This is a genomic window from Thalassobaculum litoreum DSM 18839, assembly GCF_900102465.1.
Lineage (GTDB): Bacteria > Pseudomonadota > Alphaproteobacteria > Thalassobaculales > Thalassobaculaceae > Thalassobaculum > Thalassobaculum litoreum.
Genome location: NZ_FNBW01000014.1, coordinates 45,499 through 66,843 on the forward strand (window position 1 = coordinate 45,499; position 21,345 = coordinate 66,843).

Annotated in this window: 14 protein-coding genes; 9 read left to right on the plus strand and 5 right to left on the minus strand. The window is 68.8% G+C overall.

What is annotated here, in order from left to right:
- The first annotated feature begins 46 nt into the window (after window positions 1–46).
- From BLS34_RS19770 to BLS34_RS19790, 5 genes are all read left to right on the plus strand, one after another.
- A complete protein-coding gene (locus tag BLS34_RS19770; protein WP_051245120.1) occupies window positions 47–2,056 on the plus strand; it encodes a TRAP transporter permease in 2,010 nt (669 codons plus the stop codon).
- The gene (locus BLS34_RS19775; protein ID WP_028795890.1) at window positions 2,049–2,270 is read left to right on the plus strand and encodes a hypothetical protein; all 222 of its coding nucleotides are present in this window, start codon (window positions 2,049–2,051) and stop codon (window positions 2,268–2,270) included. The genes BLS34_RS19770 and BLS34_RS19775 overlap by 8 nt, the downstream gene beginning before the upstream one ends.
- A 120-nt stretch (window positions 2,271–2,390) precedes the next feature.
- On the plus strand, window positions 2,391–4,190 hold the full coding sequence (locus tag BLS34_RS19780; RefSeq protein WP_156907415.1) for an autotransporter assembly complex protein TamA: 1,800 nt from the start codon (window positions 2,391–2,393) through the stop codon (window positions 4,188–4,190).
- Between the two features lie 3 nt (window positions 4,191–4,193).
- Complete coding sequence (locus BLS34_RS19785) at window positions 4,194–8,588, plus strand: translocation/assembly module TamB domain-containing protein (protein WP_093153124.1); 4,395 nt, start codon at window positions 4,194–4,196, stop codon at window positions 8,586–8,588.
- A 28-nt stretch (window positions 8,589–8,616) separates the two neighbouring features.
- Entirely contained in the window at window positions 8,617–9,096 is a 480-nt protein-coding gene (locus tag BLS34_RS19790) for an acyl-CoA thioesterase (protein ID WP_051245118.1), read from the plus strand.
- 16 nt (window positions 9,097–9,112) lie between these two features.
- Here the strand turns inward: BLS34_RS19790 and BLS34_RS19795 are convergent, their stop codons facing one another.
- The gene (locus tag BLS34_RS19795; protein ID WP_139189405.1) at window positions 9,113–9,358 is read right to left on the minus strand and encodes a hypothetical protein; all 246 of its coding nucleotides are present in this window, start codon (window positions 9,356–9,358) and stop codon (window positions 9,113–9,115) included.
- Between the two features lie 143 nt (window positions 9,359–9,501).
- Here BLS34_RS19795 and BLS34_RS19800 point away from each other — a divergent pair, with 143 nt between their 5' ends.
- Window positions 9,502–9,783, plus strand: a complete 282-nt coding sequence (locus tag BLS34_RS19800) for a helix-turn-helix domain-containing protein (protein WP_245565665.1) — start codon at window positions 9,502–9,504, stop codon at window positions 9,781–9,783.
- On the opposite strand, the gene BLS34_RS19805 is transcribed toward BLS34_RS19800, so the two are convergent.
- Entirely contained in the window at window positions 9,765–11,018 is a 1,254-nt protein-coding gene (locus tag BLS34_RS19805) for a serine hydrolase domain-containing protein (protein ID WP_093153127.1), read from the minus strand. The genes BLS34_RS19800 and BLS34_RS19805 overlap by 19 nt on opposite strands.
- A gap of 46 nt (window positions 11,019–11,064) precedes the next feature.
- Window positions 11,065–11,865 (minus strand): undecaprenyl-diphosphate phosphatase, encoded by an 801-nt coding sequence (locus BLS34_RS19810; RefSeq protein WP_028795885.1) that lies wholly within the window; start codon window positions 11,863–11,865, stop codon window positions 11,065–11,067.
- 315 nt (window positions 11,866–12,180) lie between these two features.
- Here BLS34_RS19810 and BLS34_RS19815 point away from each other — a divergent pair, with 315 nt between their 5' ends.
- The 3 genes from BLS34_RS19815 (at window position 12,181) to BLS34_RS19825 (ending at window position 19,525) form a co-directional block, all read left to right on the plus strand.
- Window positions 12,181–13,617, plus strand: coding sequence for an NAD(P)-dependent oxidoreductase (locus tag BLS34_RS19815; protein ID WP_093153129.1), 1,437 nt, complete (start codon window positions 12,181–12,183; stop codon window positions 13,615–13,617).
- A gap of 42 nt (window positions 13,618–13,659) precedes the next feature.
- Window positions 13,660–18,219, plus strand: a complete 4,560-nt coding sequence (gltB, locus tag BLS34_RS19820; protein WP_093153132.1) for a glutamate synthase large subunit — start codon at window positions 13,660–13,662, stop codon at window positions 18,217–18,219.
- A 274-nt stretch (window positions 18,220–18,493) separates the two neighbouring features.
- Window positions 18,494–19,525: a histone deacetylase family protein gene (locus BLS34_RS19825; RefSeq protein WP_093153136.1), complete on the plus strand. Its 1,032-nt coding sequence runs from the start codon at window positions 18,494–18,496 to the stop codon at window positions 19,523–19,525.
- A gap of 162 nt (window positions 19,526–19,687) precedes the next feature.
- Here BLS34_RS19825 and BLS34_RS19830 read toward each other — a convergent pair whose 3' ends face one another.
- The gene (locus BLS34_RS19830; RefSeq protein WP_093153138.1) at window positions 19,688–20,398 is read right to left on the minus strand and encodes a DUF1194 domain-containing protein; all 711 of its coding nucleotides are present in this window, start codon (window positions 20,396–20,398) and stop codon (window positions 19,688–19,690) included.
- Between the two features lie 5 nt (window positions 20,399–20,403).
- Window positions 20,404–21,153: a DUF1194 domain-containing protein gene (locus BLS34_RS19835; RefSeq protein WP_175474312.1), complete on the minus strand. Its 750-nt coding sequence runs from the start codon at window positions 21,151–21,153 to the stop codon at window positions 20,404–20,406.
- Between the last annotated feature and the right edge of the window lie 192 nt (window positions 21,154–21,345).

Sequence of the window (21,345 nt, forward strand, 5' to 3'; positions counted from 1 at the left end):
CGCTTAGCGATTCCATTCCTGAGATTAGACAGCCGGGACGGCCGCGATGAGCCAGACGGAAAACGCCCTCGACTACGGCGAGGTCAAGGAGGTCACGTTTCTCGAGCGCCTGCTGGTGCAGAAGCGCTGGACGTTGTCCTGGACCATCACCCTGTTCTGCGTGGTGATCGCGGTCGCGCTCTCCTTCTTCCACCTCTACGTCGCCGAGTTCGGCACGCCGGAGGGCCGCTCGTTCCGCACCACCCACCTCACGGTGATGATGGTGCTGGCGCTGCTGATCAACCCGCTGTTCCGCCGGTCGCATTTCGAGCCGATCGATAGCCCGATGAAGAAGCTGGGCTTCGGCATCGACCTGGGCCTCGTGCTGGCGGTGATCTTTGTCCATGTCTGGACCATGTGGGATATCGACGCCTTCCAGCTGCGCCTGGGCTCCAAGGAGCAGGGCGATCTGATCGTCGGTACCCTGTGCATCGCCCTGGTGCTGGAGGCGACCCGCCGCACCGTCGGCCTGGCGATGGTCTGCGTGACCGGTTTCTTCATCTTCCACGCGCTGTACGCCCACAAGTTCTTCGGCTTCTTCTACGGCCCGCCGACCCGACCGGCGAAGTACATCGACACGATGTTCATGAGCACCGACGGCATCTTCGGCCTGCCGCTGCACGTCGCGGCGACCTACATCGTGCTGTTCATCATCTTCGGCGGCCTGCTGATCCGTTCCGGTGCCGGCAAGTTCTTCATCGACCTCGCCGTGTCCCTGACCGGTCACCGGGTCGGCGGGCCGGCCAAGGCGGCCACGGTCGCCTCCGGTTTCATGGGGACGGTGTCCGGATCGGCCGTGGCCAACGTGGTGACCACCGGCTCCTTCACCATCCCGCTGATGAAGAAGCTCGGCTATCGCCCGAAATTCGCCGCCGCGGTGGAGGCCTGCGCCTCGTCGGGCGGGCAGATCACGCCGCCGATCATGGGCGCGGCCGCCTTCATCATCGCCGAGAACCTGGCGCTGCCCTACGTCTACGTGATCCTGGCCGCCGTCATCCCGGCCTTCCTCTACTTCGCCACCATCTACTTCATGGTGCATTTCGAGGCGGAGAAGACCGGGATCGAGCGGATCTCCAAGGACCGGCTGCCGCGCGCCCTGGAGGTGCTCAAGGACGGCTGGCACCTGCTGTTCGCGCTGGGCGTGCTGATCTTCTTCCTGGTGACCGGCTACACGCCGATGAAGTCGGCCTTCTGGGGCATCCTGGCGCTGGTCGGCCTCAGCTTCATCCGACCCGCGACCCGGATGAGTCCGGCCGATATCCTGGCGGCTTTCGAGAGCGGCATCCGGTCGACGGTGCCGGTGACCGTGGCCTGCGCCTGTGCCGGCATCATCATCGGCTCGGTCTTCGTCTCCGGCCTCGGCCTGAAGTTCACCCAGTCGGTGATCGACATGTCCGGCGGCAATCTGCTGATCCTGCTCTCCCTGACGGCGATCGCGGCGATCGTGCTGGGCATGGGGATGACCACAACGGCGGTCTACATCACCGTCTCGGCGCTGATCGTGCCGTCGCTGGAGAAGCTGGATGTGCTGCCGATGGCGGCCCATCTGTTCGCCTTCTACTTCGGCGTGGTCTCGACCATCACGCCACCGGTGGCCCTGGCGGCCTTCGCCGGCGCGGCGATCGCCAAGACACCGCCCATGGCGACGGCGGTGGAGTCGGCGCGCGTCGGCATCGCCAAATATCTGGTGCCGTTCGCCTTCGTCTATAATCCGTCCCTGCTGTTCGAGGGGTCGGTGCTGTGGACCGTGTATTCCACCGTGGCGGCGGTGGCCGGGCTGTGGCTGCTTTCGGCCGCCCTGGAATCCTGGCTCTACGGTCCGCTCAAGGGGCTGCAGCGTCTGGCGGTGTTCGCCGCGGCGGTGCTGGCCCTGATGCCGCCGACCGTCGATATCCTCGGGGTGCCCGGCGTCATCCTGTCCCTGGGCGGTCTCGCGCTCGGCGCCGCCGTCGCCCTGATGCGGCGGCGCGATCCGGCGCCCCAGTTCGCCGGCAGCAAGGGAGGGGCCCATGGCTGACATCTTCATCGGCAAGGCGTGGCACTGGGGGCTGCTGGTCATCGCCTTCGTGCTGCTGGGCGTGGTCGGGGTGTTCTACCTCCACACCTACGCCTTCAATCTGTTCACGACGATCTGCCTGGCCATCGGTCTCGTGGTCGTCCTGGCCGTCGTGCTGACCCACAAGCCCGGAGAGCGCATCACCCGCGAGCCGATCGAGATGCCGGAGGAGTGATGCCGGCGATCCGCCGGCGGCAGCGGCAAGGCGTGACTCCCAGTCTATCGGCCCTTATACCCGAAGGTTCTGACCACTAAAGGTCCGGCCGCGCTCATGCGCTTTGCGTTGTTTTCCGTTTTGGCACTCCTGCTGTTCGCGGGCGGAATCTGCCCTGCTTTCGCGCAAGATCCGGCGCAGGACGAGCAGGCCGGCATCGTCTACGAGGTCACCATCGAGGGGCTCGACGGTACCGGTGAGCTGAGATCCCTGGTGGCGGAAAGCTCGGTGCTGAAGTCGCGCATCGACGACCTGCCGATCTCGCGCGCCGCCCTGGAACGCCGGGCGCGCGAGGACGAGGAGATCTTCAACCGGGTCGCCCGTTCGCTGGGCTATTACGACGCGGTCTTCGTGCCCCGGATCGACGATCCGGCCACGCCGGAGGGCCCGGTCCGCGTCCTGGTCTATGGCGACCCCGGCGACGTCTACACCTTCGCCGACGTGTCCGTCCGCGCCGCCGAAGAGGCGGACGGCCAGGGGCAGATACCCGCCGATATCAGCCTGCCGCGCGAGGATCTGGGCCTGGAACGGGGCGCGCCGGCGAAGTCGTCCGCGGTGGTGAACGCCGAGACCACCCTGATCCGCCTGCTGCAGGAGCAGGCCTATCCCCTGGCCGAGCTGGTGGACCGCAAGGCGGTGATCGACCGCGACGCCAAGACCATGGATCTGATCTTCCGGGTCGATCCGAAGGGCAGGGCGCGGTACGGGGCCGTCACCGTGGAGGGCAATGAGAGCATCGAGCGCGACTACATCGTGCGCCGCCTGCCCTGGACCTATGGTGCGCCGGTGGATATCCGCGCGCTCGACAAGGGCCGCCGGGCGTTGGCCAGCACCGGCCTGTTCGACAGCGCCGGCATCGCCTTCGCGGACGAGGTCGGCCCGGACGGTCTGCTGCCGGTCACCGTCACCGTGCGCGAGCATCCGCCCCGCAGCATCGGTGCCGGCATCAGCTATTCGACCTCCGAAGGGCTCGGCACCCGCGCCCATTGGGAACACCGCAACCTCTTCGGCGGCGCGGAGAAGCTGCGCACGGAGGTGACCGTCGCCGAGGTGGAGACCAGCCTGACCGGCGCCTTCACCCTTCCGGACGTCTTGGTGACCGATCAGACCTTCACCATAGAGACCGGGTACATCGAGCAGTACACCGACAGCTACGACAGCGAGAGCTACAAGCTCTCCGGCCGGTTCGACCGGCGCCTGTCCGAGGCCCTGTCGGTGGATTACGGCCTCAGCCTGGAGCGCTCGCGGATCGAGGAGAACGGCACCGAGGACCGGTTCACCCTGGTCGGCATTCCGCTGGGCGCCTCCATCGACACCTCCAACGACCTGCTGAATCCGACCCGGGGCGGGCGCACCCGGCTGAAGTTCACGCCGTATCTGGAGAGCCTCGGCTCCACCCTGTCGTTCTATTCCACGTCCCTGCGCCATTCCCGGTACTTCGCCCTGGACGAGGAGGGCGACCTGGTGCTGGCCGGCCGGGCCGGGATCGGCTCCATCGTCGGCGCCTCGACCGGCAACCTGCCGGCCGACAAGCGGTTCTATGCCGGCGGCTCCGGCTCGGTACGGGGGTACGCGCTGCAGAGCGTCGGACCGCTGGATGCCGGCAACGAGCCGACCGGCGGCAGTGCCCTGCTGGATTTCGGCCTGGAGCTGCGCTGGCGGGCCTTCGGCGACTTCGGCATCGTCCCGTTCGTCGATGCCGGCCAGGTCTACGACCAGGAACTGCCGAGCCTGGACGAGGAACTGCAATGGGCGGCCGGCCTGGGTTTCCGTTACTTCACCGCGATCGGCCCGATCCGTGCCGACATCGCCTTCCCCCTGAATCCGCGCGACAGCGACGACGTCTTCCAGGTCTATTTCAGCCTCGGCCAGGCGTTCTGAGCCATGCTGCGGCGCGCGCTCCTCATCCTCGCCGGCGTGATCGCGGTCCTCGTGGTCGCGGTGCTGGGGCTGGTGGCGGTCGCCAATACCGACTGGGGCCGGGCCCGGATCATCGCCCTGGTGGAGGAGGCGACGGCCGACGGGCCCGTGCGCGTCAGCATCGGCGCCATCGACGGCACCCTGCCGGGCCGGATCGAGCTGCGCGACGTCGCCGCCTATGACGACCAGGGGCAGTTCGCCCGGGCCGGGTCGCTGCTGCTCGACTGGACGCTGCTCGACCTGCTGGCCGGCCGGGTGTCGGTGAACGTCCTGGCCCTTGCGGATGCCGGTCTGGAGCGTCTGCCGGTGCTGCCCGAGACGCCGGAGGAGCCGGTACCGGAAGACCCCGAGCCGCTGTCCCTCAAGTTCGAGGTGCCGGGGATCGAAGTCGCCCTGGACCGGCTGTCGGTCGATGCCCTGACCCTCGGCCCCGCCATCGCCGGCGAGCGGGTGACGGTCACCGCCGACCTGTCGGCCACCCTCACCGCCGACGCGGTCCGGGCCGGCGGCTGGATCGAGGCGGTGCGGCCGCAGGGCCCGCCGGCCCGAGCGGAGATCGATGCCGCCCTGGTGCCGTCCAGCGGCGTGCTGCGCGCGGATCTCAGCCTGCACGAGCCCGAAGGGGGGCTGGTCGCCGGGCTGTTGGGCGTCGAAGGCCGCCCGGCCCTCGCCCTGTCGCTGACCGGGGAGGGCGGGCTGGAACGCTGGCAGGGCGCGCTGGAAGGCGGGTTCGGACCGCAGGCGCGGCTGGATCTGGACCTGGTGGTGACTTCCTCGGCCGAGGGCTACGGCCTGGCGGTGGACGGGAGCGTCGCCGCCGCCGCACTGGCCCCGCCGGATCTGAGGACATTGCTGGCCGAGCCGATCGACCTCGCCCTGATGGCCCTGACCCGTCCCGACGGCAGCGCCCGACTGGAGAGCCTGGAGGTCGCCCTGCCGGCGGCCACCCTGCAGGCGTCGGCGGAGGTCGATGCGGCCGGCACGCCGGTGGCGGCCCAGGCGGATCTGGCGGTGCCGGAGCTCGGCGTCTTCGCCGACCTTGCCGGATCGGCGCTTGGCGGCAATCTTGCACTCTCCGTCCGGCTGGACGAGCAGGGGCGCCGGCTGGTGGCGACGGTCGAGGGCGCGCCGGTGGCGGAGGGCATTTCGCTCGACGGTCTCGCCCTGACCCTGACCGCCGAGGCGCAGCAGGCGCTCGCCGAGTTGCCGTCGGAGATCCGCGTCGCCCTGGACGGCAACGTGGCGACGCCGGCGCTGGAGGGCTTCGATACCGCCGGCCTGCTCGGTCCCCGGCTGGCGCTGACCGCGGCCGGTGTGGTGGCCCCGGAGACCGGGGATGCGACCGTCGACCGCCTGGCGCTCACCACGGATGCGGCGACGCTGGAGGGGCGCGCGACGGTCACCGACGGCAACCGGCTGGTCCCGACCCTGCGGCTGACCGCCGGCGATCTCGGCCGGTTCAACGATCTGGCCGGCCTGGATCTGTCGGGCGCCGCCGAGGTGGAACTGGACGGCACCGTCGATCTCGACCCGCTGACGGTGTCCGCCACCCTCTCGGTTTTCGGCTCGGACTTCGGGCTGGGTGATCCGGCCCTGGGCGGTCTGGTCGGCCCGGCGCCGAGCCTGATCGCCGGCATCAGCCTGGGTCCCGATCGGCGGCTGGAGGTGATCGGGCTGGAGTTGATCGCCGCCGCCGCCCGGGCGACCGGCGACGTCTCCCTCGATCTCGACGGTGGGGGGATCGGCGGCCGGATCGACCTCGCCGCCGCCGACCTGTCGGCGCTGAGCGGCATCGCCGGTTCCGACCTGTCCGGTGCGGCCGCTGTCGCCGTGGCGTTTGGCGGCACCCTGGAGGCGCCGGCGGCCTCCGCCTCCTGGCGGATTTCCGATCTGGTGGCGGCCGGCACTCCGGTGGACGAGATCACCGGCTCTGCCACCGTCGCCGGCCTGCCGGACCGCCCGGCCGGGGATGTGACGGCGTCCCTAGGCTTCGGCGGCGAGCCGGTGGATCTGGCCTTTGGCTATGCCCTGGGCGACGGGGTGCTGCGGGTCAGCGGCGTGTCGCTCGACGGGCTCGGCGCCACGGTTTCAGGCGACGCGTCGGTCGCACTCGACAGCACGCTGGCCCGCGGTGACCTGGAGATCGCCATCGCCGATCTCGGCATCGTCGGCACCGCTCTGGACGTGCCGATCACCGGCGGCAGCGTCGCCGGCGCGCTCAGTCTCACGGACCGCAACGGCCAGGGTGTCGGGCTGACCCTGGACGCCAACTCCCTGGCCGTGGCCGACGGCCCGACGGTGGACCGCGTTCTGCTGGAAGCCTCGCTGGCCGACGCGACCGGCAAGGCCAACGGACGCGTCGACCTGACGGTAGGCGGGGCGACGGTGGACGGGGCCACGCTGAAGACGGCGGTGCTCGGCGCCGACGTGACCGGCGGGGTGGCCCAGGTGACCCTGAACGCGGAGGGCGAGGCCGGCGTGCCGGTGGTCCTCGCCGCGGCGGCCTCCGTCCCGCTGGATCCGGCGGCCGGTCCGATCACGGTCAGCCGGCTCGACGCGGATGTGGGCGACGTGGCGATCCGCCAGCAGGGGGCGATGCAGGTCGCCCTCGACCCGGCGCCGCGCATCGACGGCATCGATCTGGCGATCGACGACGGGCGGGTAAGCGGCCATGCCGGACTCGACACCGCCGATCTGGACATCGTCATCGCCATCCGAGAGTTGCCGGCGGCCCTGGCCCGGCTGGCCGACCCGAGCCTGGAGCTGGAGGGGCGGATCGGCGGCGACATCGCCGTCTCCGGCCCGATCGGGAATCCCGATGCGGACATCGCCCTCTCCACGCCGGGGGTGCGGACCCTCGACCCCAATCTGGCCGACGTGCCGCCGCTGGTGGCCGAGGCGGTGCTGAAACTGGCCGACCGGCAGGCGAACGCCCGGCTCGACGCGTCCGTCGGGGACGGGGCCACGGTGACGGTCTCGGCGGTGGTGGACGGCGCCGCCGGTCCGGCGGGTTCGCCGCCGGTCTTCGAGCCGGGCGCGGGCCTGCAGGCCAGCGTGGATGCCGACATGGATTTGGCCCGGCTCTCCGCCTTCCTGCCGATCGACCTTGTGGCGATGGCCGGCAGGGCCCAGGCGCGTGTGCGGGCCGGCGGCACGGTCGGCGATCCGGCCCTGTCCGGCGCGGTCACCGTGGACGAGGGACGGGTCGACGTGCCGTCGGCCGGCCTCTATCTGCGCGACCTGACGCTTCGGGCCGAGGGCGAGGGTCAGGAGCTGGTCATCCGGCGCTTCGACGCCCGGGCCGCCGGCGGCGGCACCGTCTCCGCCTCCGGCAGCCTGTCGGCCGATCCGGAGACCGGGTTCCCGGCGGACATCAGCATCACCGCGGACAACTTCAACGCCTCCGACATGGACATGGCCTCGGTCTCCATCGACATGGACCTGCGGGCCAGCGGCGCCTCGCCCGAATACCTGCTTGCCGGCAAGGTGACCGTGCTGCCGACGGAGATCCGCATCCCGGAGAACCTGCCGCCCAGCGTGGTCTCGATCGATGTGGTCGAAATCCGCGACGGCCGGGTGATCGAGGACCCCGAGGAGAAGGAGAAGCGTGAGGAGGCCGAGCAGGCGCCGAGCGCACCCCTGCGTCTCGACCTGGAGATCGACATTCCGGGCCAGGTCTTCGTGCGCGGCCGCGGTCTGGACAGCGAGTGGGGTGGCAACCTGACCGTCACGGGGCTGGCCGATGCGCCGGCGGTGAACGGCCAGATCGCCGTGCGGCGTGGCGTGCTGAGCGCGGTCGGCGAGAATTTCGATTTCGAGAGGGGCCGGGTGATCTTCGACGGCGGCGACGCCGAGGATCCGGCCCTCGACATGCGTCTGACCGCCGAGCTGACGGAGATCCGCGCCTCCATCATCGTCGGCGGCCGGGCGAGCGACCCGGATATCAGCTTGGAAAGCGATCCCGCCCTGCCGGAGGAGGACATCCTGTCGCACATCCTGTTCGGCTCCACCAAGGCGGAGCTGACGCCCATTCAGGCGCTGAAACTCGCCCGGTCGGCGGCGATCCTGTCCGGCAGCTTCGGCTCCGGGCCGGGCATCACCGAGCAGGTGCGCGACGCGATCGGCGTCGACACGATCGACGTGGACACCAGCACCGCCGATGACGGCTCGGTCGGCGCGTCGCTGTCGGTGGGCAAGTACATCGCGCCGGGCGTGTTCCTGAAGCTGCAGCAGGGTCTGTCCGGGGCGTCCAGCCGGGCGGTGGTGGAAGTCGAGGTGACCGACAGCATCTCGGTGGAGACAGATGTGGGTGCGGATTCCCAAAGCCGGGTTGGCGTCACCTACGAGCTCGACTATTGAGGAGGCCTCACGCTTCCGGGGACCTTCCATGACCGACGCCGCCTTCGATCCGAGCACGCCGTCCAGCTTCGCCTTCTGGACCCAGGAGCGGTTGCGCGCCGGCGATCTCGACATCGTCGGGCACGTGAACAACAACGCGATCGGCGTGTTCCTGGAGAACGGCCGGGTCCGGATGTTCATGGCGGCGGGCGAGAACCTCTACAGTGCCGCCGCCGAGGGCGGCTCGCCGGAGACCACCTGGGTGGTGCGGCGCCTGGAGGTGGATTTCGTGCGGGAGATCCGTTTCCCCGGCATCGCGTGGACCGGGACGCGGGTCACGCGCTTCGGCAACACGTCCTGCCGGGTGGAGCAGGGGATCTTCGTGGACGGGACCTGCCGGGTGACGGCGGTGGCGACCGCCGTCTGCTTCGATCCGCGGGCCCGTCGCTCCGTGCCGATCTCAGAGGTATTGCGCGGCCAGCTTCTGGCGGCCTGCGAACGCGCCGGCGACGGACCGTTCCCGGGATAGGAACGGCCGCGACGGATCAGTGGCTCATCGGCACCGTCGTTACCGTCGCGCCGGGATGGCTGAACATGTAGCGGTGGACCGCCACCTCGTCGTCCATGATCCGGGTCTCTGCGCCGTCGGTCACGCTGTACATGAAGCCCGGACGCAGGCCCGGCAGATCGGCCTCGGCCTGAGCGCTGGACGCGCCGACATGGGCGCTCTTGAACAGGGCGAGCTCGCCTTCATAAGCGATGCCGTTATGCAGAAAAAGATGACGTGCCATCATGCCCTCCGTGTTTCCAGAAATATACATATGCGCACACCGTGCGTCCTTTCAAGGCTAAAACCGCACGTCGTGCGCATTTTATATTGGCTGGATGCTTAAGAAGCTGTTAAATCCCGGCACAACCGAATGCGAGGGTGTCCGTGGCTAAACAGTCCAACGATTCCAATGTGATGAAGTCGGCGGACTTCAAGCGGTGGCGCAAGACGCTGAAGCTCTCGCAGAAAGAGGCCGCCGAGGCGCTCGGCCTCAAGCGCCGCGTCGTCCAGTATTACGAGAAGGGCGAGCGCGACGGCGAGAAGGTGCAGATCCCGAAATATATCCGCCTGGCCTGCTCCGCCGTGGCCGCCGGCGTGGCGGACTATGACGGCCCGCCACGCGAGGAGAAGGAAACGCCTGCCGAGCCTCAGTCGACCAGCGACTGATAGGTCAGCACCCGCAGCTCCCGGCGTAGCGGCCAGGCGGAGGACGGGGTGAGCTGGGTGAAGAACACGGCGGAGATCTCCTCCGCCCGGTCGATCCAGAAGCCGGTGCTCGCCACCCCGCCCCAGGCGAATTCGCCGGCGCTGCCGGGAATCTGGGCGGCGGCGGTGTCGAGCAGGATCGAGCCGCCGAGGCCGAAGCCGATGCCGACCATCGGCATCTCCGAGAAGCTCGACTGGCCCATGGAGGCGATGTCGCCCGGCAGGTGGTTCGACATCATCAGATCGACGGTCTTGCGCCCCAGGATGCGGGCCGCGCCGAAGGTCCCGCCCCGGCGCATCATCTCCATGAAGCGCAGGTAGTCGGGCAGCGTGCCGACCAGCCCGCCGCCACCGGATTCCATGACCTGCTTGCCGAGGAACTTGGAGGTCGCCGCCTCCTCGCCGCGCTTCATGCCCTGGCCGGATTTCTCGTAGCAGGGCACGAAGCGGTCGAGCTTGTCCTCCGGCGCGCCAAAGGCGGTGTCCAACATGCCGAGCGGCTCGAAGATCCGCTCGCGCAGCACCTCGCCCAGGGGCTTGCCGGCGACCACCTCGACCAGCCGGCCGAGCACGTCGATGGCGACCGAATAGGTCCACTGGCTGCCGGGCTCGAACAGCAGCGGCACCGCGGCGGTGCGCTGGGTGACCCCGGCGACGGTCTCCTTGCCGGGGAAGTAGTTGACGTTGTTCTTGCGGTAGGCCGCGCCGATCGGGCCCGGATCGAAGAAGCCGTAGGTCAGCCCGGCGGTATGGGTCATGAGCTGGCGGATGGTGATCGGCCCCTCGGCGGGCCGTGTCACCATGCTGTCGCCCTCGCCGGAGACATAGACCCGCGGCTCGGCGAATTCCGGCAGGAAGCGCGAGATCGGGTCTTCCAGCTGGAACCGCGCCTCCTCGTAATAGGTCATGGCCGCTGCCGTGACGATCGGCTTGGTCATGGAATAGATGCGGGCGAGATGATCGACCGCCGGCGCCTGTCGGGCGTCCGGATCGGTGTAGCCGCGGGCGTCCAGATAGGCGATCTCGCCGCCGCGCAGGATGGCGGTCATGGCATAGGGCAGCTTGCCGGCCTCGACATAGCGCTGCATCCAGTCGCCGATCCGCGCCAGCCGCCCGAGGTCGAAGCCCAGCGCCTTGGGGTTGTCGGTCTGGTCGGCGAAGGCCGTGAGGCTCTGGTGCTCGGCATATTCGGTCATCGCGGCTCCCTCCGATGCTCTTGAGGCCGAGAGTAGGCAGTGCGTCTCAAGCCGTATAGAGCCAGATCAGCAATCCGCCGCCCATTAGGATGCGGTAGACCACAAAGGGCAGGAAGCTCGCCCGCTTCAGCCAACCCATCATCAGGGCGATGGAGATCAGGGCGGCGATGAAGGACAGGCCGCCGGCGAGCAGCGCGTCCGCGGTGAGCCGGGCGTCGCCCGCCTCATAGAGGTCAAGCCCGACCAGGGTGCCGGCGGCGAGGATCGTCGGGATGCCCATGAGCATGGAGAAGCGGGCCGCCTCCTGGCGTTCGTAGCCGAGCGCGCGGGCCGCGGTCATGGTGATGCCGGAGCGGCTGGTGCCCGGAATCAGCGCCAGCACCTGGGCAAGGCCGACGAACAGCGCCTCGCCGTACCGCATGTGCTCGATCCGCCGGATCGTCATGCCGACATAGTCGACCACGCCGAGCAGGATGCCGAAGCCCAGCGTCGCCCAGGCGACGATTTCCGGCGAGCGCGGCATGCCACCCAGGTAACGCTGCAGGGCGTAGCCGGCGGCGATGACCGGGATGGTGGCCAGGACGATCTGCAGGGCGAGACGGAAGCCGGGATCGCGGCGGCCGCGCAGACCGCGCAGGGTGCCGGCGGTCATGCGTCCGATATCGCGCCACAGATAGAGACAGACCGCCAGCAGCGTACCCACATGGACCGCCACGTCGATCACCAGGCCCTGGTCGGCCGCGCCGGTCAGGGTCGGGACGAGGATCAGGTGGCCTGACGAGCTGATCGGCAGGAATTCCGTGATCCCCTGCACGACGGCGATGAGGATCAGATGTTCGATGGACACGCGCCCGCCCCCTGCTGTCCGATTGCGCGGCTCGGACAATATAAGATTCGTCGGAGCGGCGCAGGCGGCAAAATAGTCCCGTATCGGATCTATAATCGAAAATACATCACACCGTCGCCGCCGCTGATCCGGGATTGTTCCCGGTTGCACGGGCATGTACGATGCAATTTAGGTCCAAATCGGACCTAAATTGGACATTTGGTCTTTTTCGACTCTCTCTCAACGTGTATAGAAGCCGCCCGCTACGCGATAAGGCGGGGGATAAGGATCCGGGATTGCGTCTCCGCGCCCGGCTCCCGACAAGGAGACGATGCCATGACCGACCGGATGCTGAAGTTTGTCGGAACCGAAAAGCGGATGCCGCAGAAGCGCGCCGCCGAGGACCGTCGCACCGATTTCGGCGAGATCTATGCCGAGTTCGACCCGGCCCGGGCTCAGGAGCAGGCCGGTCGCTGCTCCCAGTGCGGCGTGCCCTATTGCCAGGTCCACTGCCCGCTGCAGAACAACATCCCGGACTGGCTGATGCTGACGGCCGAGGGGCGCCTGGAGGAGGCCTACGAGATCTCCTCGGCGACCAACAACTTCCCGGAGATCTGCGGCCGCATCTGCCCGCAGGACCGGCTGTGCGAAGGCAACTGCGTCATCGAGAAGGGCTTCGAGTCCGTGACCATCGGCTCGGTGGAGAAGTACATCACCGAGACCGCCTTCGAGAACGGCTGGGTCAAGCCGGTCAAGCCGGTGCGCGAGCGCGAGGAGTCCGTCGGCATCATCGGCGGCGGACCGGGCGGCTTGGCGGCGGCCGAGCAGCTGCGCAAGCGCGGCTACCAGGTCCATGTCTACGACCGCTACGACCGCATGGGCGGCCTGATGATCTACGGCATCCCCAACTTCAAGCTGGAGAAGGAGGTCGTGGAGCGGCGCTCGGCGCTGCTGGCCGAGGGCGGCGTGCACTACCACGCCAATACCGAGATCGGCCGCGACGTCACCCTGGAGGAACTGCGCGCGCGCCACAGCGCCGTGCTGATCGCCACCGGGGTGTATAAGGCGCGCGACATGCAGTGCCCGGGCGTCGGCCTGGACGGCATCTATCCGGCGCTGGACTACCTGACCGCCTCCAACCGCAAGGGCCTGGGCGACGACGTGCCGGAGCTCGACAACGGCACCCTGGACGCCAAGGGCAAGAAGGTCGTGGTCATCGGCGGCGGCGACACCGCCATGGACTGCGTGCGCACCGCGATCCGCCAGGGGGCGGCTGCGGTGACCTGCGTCTATCGCCGCGACCGGACCAACATGCCCGGTTCCCAGCGCGAGGTCGCCAACGCCGAGGAAGAGGGCGTGACCTTCGAGTGGCTTGCCGCCCCGGAGGCCTTTGTCGGCGATGCCACGGTCGACGGCGTGCGTTGCCAGCGCATCCATCTGGGCGTGCCCGACGCCACCGGCCGCCAGACCCCGCAGCCGATCGACGGCTCCAGCTTCACCATCGAGTGCGACATGGCGATCAAGGCGCTGGGCTTCGATCCGGAAGACCTGCCGGGGCTGTTCGGCGCCGAGGAGCTCAAGGTCTCGCGCTGGGGCACCGTGGCGATCGACTTCAGGACCATGATGACGAGCCTCGACGGGGTGTTCGCCGCCGGCGACATCGTGCGCGGCGCCTCGCTGGTGGTCTGGGCGGTGCGCGACGGCCGCGACGCCGCCGACCGCATCCACGACTACCTGACCGCCGAGGCCGAAACGGCCCTGTCGGCCGCCTGACCCATCCCGCAGACACCGTTTGCTGACCCGAGGAGGCCAGACATGTCGGACACGCCCACCCTGAACGGCGAGACCCCGAGCGGCGAGACTTTCGTGCGCGAGTGGCGGGAGAACGCGGCCAAGCTGCAGGCCGGCCATGCCTACGACCCGGCGCATGAGCACGAGTCCTGCGGCGTCGGCTTCGTCGCGGCGATCGACGGCCAGCCGCGGCGCGAGGTGGTCACCTCGGCGATCCAGGCGCTGAAGGCGGTCTGGCACCGCGGCGCGGTCGATGCCGACGGCAAGACCGGCGACGGGGCCGGCATCCATATCGAGATCCCGGCCGACTTCTTCCGCGAGGAGGTGGCCAATACCGGCCACAAGCTGCTCGACGAGCGGATCGGCGTCGGCATGGTGTTCCTGCCGCGCACCGACCTCGCCGCCCAGGAGCGCTGCCGGATCATCGTCGAGTCCGAGATCCTGAAGACCGGCTGCTTCATCTACGGCTGGCGCCAGGTGCCGGTCGACATCTCGGTCATCGGCGAGAAGGCGAACGCCACCCGTCCGGAGATCGAGCAGATCATGTTCTCCGCCCCGCTGGAGCATGACGCCGAGCAGGTCGAGCGCGACCTCTACATCATCCGCCGCCGCATCGAGAAGGCGGCGCTGGCCGAGCACATCACCGATTTCTACATCTGCTCGATGTCCTGCCGGTCGATCATCTACAAGGGCATGTTCCTGGCCGAGCAGGTCGACCAGTTCTATCCCGACCTGACCGACGAGCGGTTCGTGTCGAACTTCGCCGTCTATCACCAGCGCTATTCGACAAACACCTTCCCGACCTGGAAGCTGGCCCAGCCGTTCCGCGTGCTGGCCCATAACGGCGAGATCAACACGGTCAAGGGCAACGTCAACTGGATGGCGAGCCACGAGACCCGGATGGCGCACCCGACCTTCGGCGACCTGATCGAGGACATCAAGCCGGTGGTCCAGTCCGGCTCCTCCGACAGTGCCGCGCTGGACGCCACCTTCGAGCTGATGGTCCGCTCCGGCCGCGAACTGCCCATGGTGAAGAGCATGTGCATTCCGGAGGCCTGGACCGAGGAGGACGACCTGCCGCAGTCCTGGCGCGACCTCTACGCCTACGCCAACGCGGTGATGGAGCCGTGGGACGGCCCGGCGGCGATCGCCGCCTATGGCGGGCGCTGGGTGCTCGGCGGCATGGACCGCAACGGGCTTCGGCCGCTGCGCTATTCGGTCACCGATGACGGCCTGCTGATCGGCGGCTCGGAGACCGGGATGGTGCGCATCGACGAGGCCAAGCTCATCGAGAAGGGCCGGCTCGATCCGGGCGAGATGATCGCGGTCGATCTGGTCGAGGGCAAGCTCTACCACGATGCCGAGCTGAAGGACCTGCTGGCCACCAGCCGGCCGTTCGGCGCGTGGATCACCGAGAGCACCAAGATCGACAAGCTGATCCGCGCCGAGCACGAGGAGAAGCCGGCCTTCCAGCGCGACGCGCTGCGCCGCCGCCAGGTGGTTGCCGGCTGGACGCTGGAGGATATGGAGCTGCTGCTGCAGCCGATGGCCGAGGGCGGCAAGGAGGCCGTCGGCTCCATGGGCGACGACACGCCGCTCGCCGTGCTGTCCGACAAGTACCGCGGCCTGCACCACTTCTTCCGGCAGAACTTCAGCCAGGTCACCAACCCGCCGATCGACAGCCTGCGCGAGCGCCGGGTCATGACCCTGCGCACCCGCCTCGGCAACCTGGGCAACATCCTCGACGAGGACAGCGAGCAGTGCGACCACCTGCTGCTGGAAAGCCCGGTGCTGACCAATGCCGAGTTCCACGCCATGCGCGACTACATGGCGGAGACGGCGGCCGAGATCGACTGCACCTTCGATGCCGAGGGCGGCCCGCATGCGCTTGAGACGGCGCTGAACCGGATCCGCCAGGAGGCCGAGGACGCCGTGCGCGGCGGCTGCACCCACGTGATCCTGTCGGATATGGAGACCACGCCGAGCCGGGCCGGCATGCCGATGATCCTGGCGACGGGTGCCGTGCACAGCCATCTGGTCCGCCAGCAGCTGCGCACCTTCACCTCGATCAACGTGCGCTGCGGCGAGGTGCTGGACGTGCATTACTTCGCCGTGCTGATCGGCGTCGGCGGCACCACCATCAACCCGTATCTGGTGCAGGAGGCGATCGCCGACCGGCTGACGCGCGGTCTGTTCGGCGACCGGACGCTGGAGGACTGCCTCGCCAACTACAAGAAGGCGATCCAGGACGGCCTGCTGAAGGTCATGTCCAAGATGGGCATCTCGGTCCTGTCGTCCTATCGCGGCGGCTACAACTTCGAGGCGGTCGGCCTGTCCCGCTCCCTGGTGGAGCAGTATTTCCCGGGCATGTCCTCGCGGATCTCCGGCCTCGGCCTGAACGGCATCCAGGCCAAGGTCCTGGCGATGCACAAGAAGGCCTTCGACGAGAGCGTCGTGCCGCTGCCCGTAGGCGGGCTGTATCGCTACCGGCGCACCGGCGAGCGTCACGCCTTCAACGGCGACATGATGCATGCCCTGCAGCGCGCGGTGGAGACCGACAGCTACCATCTGTACAAGCGCTACGCGAACTCGGTCTATGAAGAGGCGCCGATCAACCTGCGCGATCTGCTCGGCTTCAAGCAGGTCAAGCAGACCGTGCCGCTCGACGAGGTCGAGTCGATCACCGACATCCGCAAGCGGCTGATCGCCCCGGGCATCTCGCTCGGCGCCCTGAGCCCGGAGGCGCACGAGACCCTGTCCATCGCCATGAACCGCATCGGCTCCAAGTCCGACAGCGGCGAGGGCGGCGAGGACCCGGCCCGGTTCCGGCCGCGTCCGAACGGCGACAACCCGAGTTCGGCGATCAAGCAGGTGGCCTCCGGCCGCTTCGGCGTGACCGCGGAGTACCTGAACAACTGCCGCGAGATCGAGATCAAGGTGGCCCAGGGCGCGAAGCCCGGCGAGGGCGGCCAGCTTCCAGGCATGAAGGTGAACAGCCTGATCGCCCGGCTGCGCCACTCCACCCCCGGCGTGACCCTGATCTCGCCGCCGCCGCACCACGACATCTACTCGATCGAGGATCTGGCCCAGCTCATCTACGACCTGAAGCAGATCAATCCGGAAGCCCGGGTCTGCGTGAAGCTGGTCGCCTCCACCGGCATCGGCACGATCGCCGCCGGCGTGGCCAAGGCCCATGCCGACACGATCCTGATCTCCGGCCATGGCGGCGGCACCGGCGCCAGCCCGCAGACCTCGATCAAGTATGCCGGTATCCCGTGGGAGATGGGGTTGTCGGAGGTCCACCAGGTGCTCACCCTGAACCGGCTGCGGCACAAAGTGACCCTGCGCACCGACGGCGGAATCAAGACCGGCCGCGACGTGGTGATCGCCGCCATGCTCGGCGCCGAGGAATTCGGCATCGGCACCGCCTCGCTGGTCGCCATGGGCTGCATCATGGTGCGCCAGTGCCACTCCAACACCTGCCCGGTGGGCGTGTGCACCCAGGACGAGGGGCTGCGCGCCAAGTTCGAGGGCACGCCGGAGAAGGTGGTGAACCTGTTCTCCTTCGTCGCCGAGGAGGTGCGCGAGATCCTGGCGAGCCTGGGCATGCGCCACCTGCGCGAGGTTGTCGGCCGCTCCGACCTGCTGGCCCAGGTCAGCCGGGGCGATCCGTCCCTGGACGATCTCGACCTGAACCCGATCCTGGTGCGCGCCGATACCGGTGGGCTGCCGGCCTACAACACGGTCGAGTTCCGCAACGAGGTGCCAGAGACCCTCGACGCCATCATGATCAAGGACGTGAAGCCGGCGATCGAGGGCGGCGAGAAGCTGCAGCTCACCTACAACATCGCCAATACCCAGCGCGCCATCGGCACCAAGTTGAGCTCGGTCCTGGTCCGCAAGTACGGCATGTCGGGCCTGCAGCCGGGCCACATCACCGTGCGCCTGCGCGGCACCGCCGGCCAGTCGCTCGGCGCCTTCGCGGTGCAGGGGCTGAAGCTGGAGGTGTTCGGCGACGCCAACGACTATGTGGGCAAGGGCCTGTCCGGCGGCATCATCTCGGTGCGGCCGATGACGGCGGCGTCCTTTACGCCGAACGAGAACACCATCATCGGCAACACCGTGCTGTACGGGGCGACGGCGGGCAAGCTGTTCGCCGCCGGCCAGGCCGGCGAGCGGTTCTGCGTGCGCAACTCGGGCGCCGATGCGGTGGTGGAGGGCTGCGGCTCGAACGGCTGCGAGTATATGACCGGCGGCACCGCGGTGATCCTCGGCGAGGTCGGCCACAACTTCGCGGCCGGCATGACCGGCGGAATGGCCTTCATCTACGACGCGGCGGGCAATTTCGAGCAGGTCGTGAACCCGGAGACGGTGGTCTACCAGCGGATCGAAACCGACTACTGGGAGATGCTGCTGCGCCGCATGGTGTCGGAGCATGTGCGCGAGACCCAGTCCCGCTTCGCCGAGCGGCTGCTGATCGACTGGCGCCACGAGCGCGACAATTTCTGGCAGGTGGTGCCCAAGGAAATGGTCAGCCGCCTGTCCCAGCCGATCAGCAACACCACCCGGGAGCGGCGGGCGTAAGCGGCCCGCCTCGCTCCTCTCTGTCCGTCATCCCGGTGGCTCCCCGGACTTGATCCGGGGGCCGATCGGGACCGAGCGGACACGTTCGCGGCATGGTCCTGACGCATGTCAGGATCAAGCCGCCGACGTCGGGACGGCTGTCTCGCGTCCCGCTATCGGACCAGGTGCGGGGTAGTCCAGGGTGACGATGAGAATGTGATTTGCCCGGCCACGGCTTGCGCCGCCTCACCCCCGCCCGCTACATCTGCGTGGCGGATCGAGCAGGAGGAATGAGATGCGGGTCGTTCTGGCCGATGACTACAGCGTGCACGCGCCGAGCGGCTTCATCAGCCGGGGCAACCGGGCGGCCAATCCCGAAGTGCCGGAGCGCGCGGCGATCCTGCGCCGGGCGGTGGAGGCCGGCTCCCACGCGGTGATCGCGCCGAAGGATTTCGGCCTCGCCCCGGTCCAGGCGGTCCATGCCGCCGACTATCTGGAGTTCCTGACCACGGCCTGGGACAAGTGGTCGGCCCTGCCGGACCACGCGCCGGAGATCCTGCCGAACGTGCATCCCGGCCGGAACATGGACATCCACCCGACCCATATCGTCGGGCTGGCCGGCCACTACCAGGCCGACACCGCCTGCCCGATCGGTCCCGGCACCTGGCGGGGGGCGCTGGCCTCGGCCCAGGTGGCGCTGACCGCGGCGGATGCGATGTGGCGCGACGGCAAGCCGACCTACGCGCTCTGCCGGCCGCCGGGACACCACGCCTATGGCGACCAGGCCGGTGGCTTCTGCTTCCTGAACAATTCGGCCATCGCCGCCCAGCACCTGCGCGACCAGGGTGCCGCCAGGGTGGCGATCCTCGACGTGGACGTGCACCACGGCAACGGCACCCAGGGCATCTTCTACCGCCGGGACGACGTGCTGACCGTGTCGATCCATGGCGACCCGCACGGCTACTACCCGTTCTTCACCGGCTATGCCGACGAGATCGGCGCCGGGCCGGGGCGCGGGGCGAACCTGAACCTGCCGCTGCCGCGCGGAACCGGGGACGCGGAGTACCTGGAGACCCTGGACAAGGCCATGGCGGCAATCGATGCCTTCGGCGCCGACGCCCTGGTGATCGCGCTGGGGCTCGACGCCTCGGAGAAGGATCCGCTCGCCTTCCTCGGCGTCACCACCGAGGGATTCCGGGCGATCGGCGACCGGCTGGGTCGCGGCAACCGGCCGACGGTGCTCGTGCAGGAGGGCGGCTACATCTCCGACATCCTGGGCGACAACCTGGCGGCGGTGCTGGCGGGGTTCGACGCGGCGCGGGGATAGGGAGGAGGGATACCCCCACCCATCTTCATTCACTCCCCGGATTTATTCCGGGGCAACGCCAGGGCTTGAACGGACGCTCGTGTGCGCCCCGACCCGCCCGGTGATCCCCGAGGGCTTGCCCCGGAATAAATCCGGGGAGTGTGAGAAGAGTAAAAGCCAGGACTACGAGATCGGCGCAGGCATGATCTCGCGCAGCAGCTTGCGGCGGATCTGGCCGATATAGTCCTCGTAGTCGGACGCCCGGATCACGAAAGCGCCGAAGCCGCCGATCAGGCTCTCCTCGAAATAGTCGCCGAGCCCCTTAACCTGGTTCTCGATGGCCACCGCGTTGATCGTGATCGCCCGGTCCAGCACCAGCGCGCGGGCGACGGACAGGGCCGCCCCCTGGTTGTTGTAGCCGTCGCCGGACAGGTCGATCACCCGGCGCGTGCCTTCGTAGCCGTTGGTGTCGAACATCCCGGCGGCAAACAGGATCGAGGAGGAGATCGACGTGGCGCCGGTGACCACTCGGCGCGGGGCGCGGCTGATCTCGTCGGCGAAGGCGCGGGCCTCGTCGCCACTGCGGATCACCGTCCAGGGGATCGAGATCTCGTGGCGCTCGGCGCTCGACCATTCGATCAGGGTGACGGCGATCGCGCCGAGCGGCCCGGCGGCGATCGCGTCGGCCAGCTCGGGATCCTCGAACGCCAGGGTGAGGCCCTGGAGCTGCAGATTGAACTCGGTGTAGTCGACGCTGGCCGAGCTGTCGACGGCGAGCACCAGTTCCAGGTCGACCGGCTCCGCCGCCCGGGCCGGTGCCGGGATGCCGGATGCCAGAAACGTCGCGGCGAGAAGACCGGCCGCCGCGAGCACCGTCAGGAAGGCTGCACGCATCGGCGCTACCACCGCTCGGAGGCGGCCGGCAGGGTGGCCAGCTCGGTCGCATGGGGGCGCCACGCGCGGGCTGTCTCCTGAGAGGTGGGCACGCTGGGCGCGCTGATGTTCATGGTGCGGATCTCGCGGATGAGCTTGCGGCGGATGGCGCGCGGATAGTCCCCGTAGTCGTTCGCCACCTCGACGAAGGCGGCGGTGCCGCCGATGACCCGGTCCTCGAAGTAGTAGTTCAGGGTGGGATGCTCGTTGACGATGGCCAGCCCGTTTATCGTCACCCCCTGGGCGACCACGCCCTTGCGGATCGTCTCCACCGGCGGTCCCTGGTTGTTGCGGCCGTCGCCGGACAGGTCGATCACCAGCCGGTCGGCCTCGAAAGGGTGGGAGAGCAGCAGGGAATTGGCGAAGCTGAGCGCGCCGGCGATGGACGTCGCGCCGGTAAGGATCTGCCGCTCCAGGCCGTCGATCCGGTCGGCCAGGTCCAGCGCCCCGGCGGCGCCGTCGACAACCGTCCAGGGGATGTCGATCGCCTGGTCCGCATGGCCGGCCCACTCGACGACGGTGACGGCGATGCGCTTGAACGGGCCGCTCTCGATCGCCTTGATCACCTCCGGATCGCGGAAGGCCTGCGCCATGCCGCCGCGCTGAAGCGCGAATTCCGACTCGTCGACGCTGGCGGAACTGTCCACCGCCAGCACCAGGGCCAGGTCGACCGGGGTCTGCGCGCGGACGTCGGGAGCGGCCAGGAGCAGGGCCACGCCACACAGCAGCGATGCCCAAAGTGTCGGCCCCCACGGTGCCGCGGCGGTCGGTTGGAGGCGGCGTGCGGGCCATGGCGGGGCGGCGGATGCGCTCATGCGGAAAGAGTTGCATCCGATTGTGGCCAAATCCAGTGTCGCAAGGTCGGCACCACCTCTTGACCGCTCACAAACTCGTGGCACACTTCATTG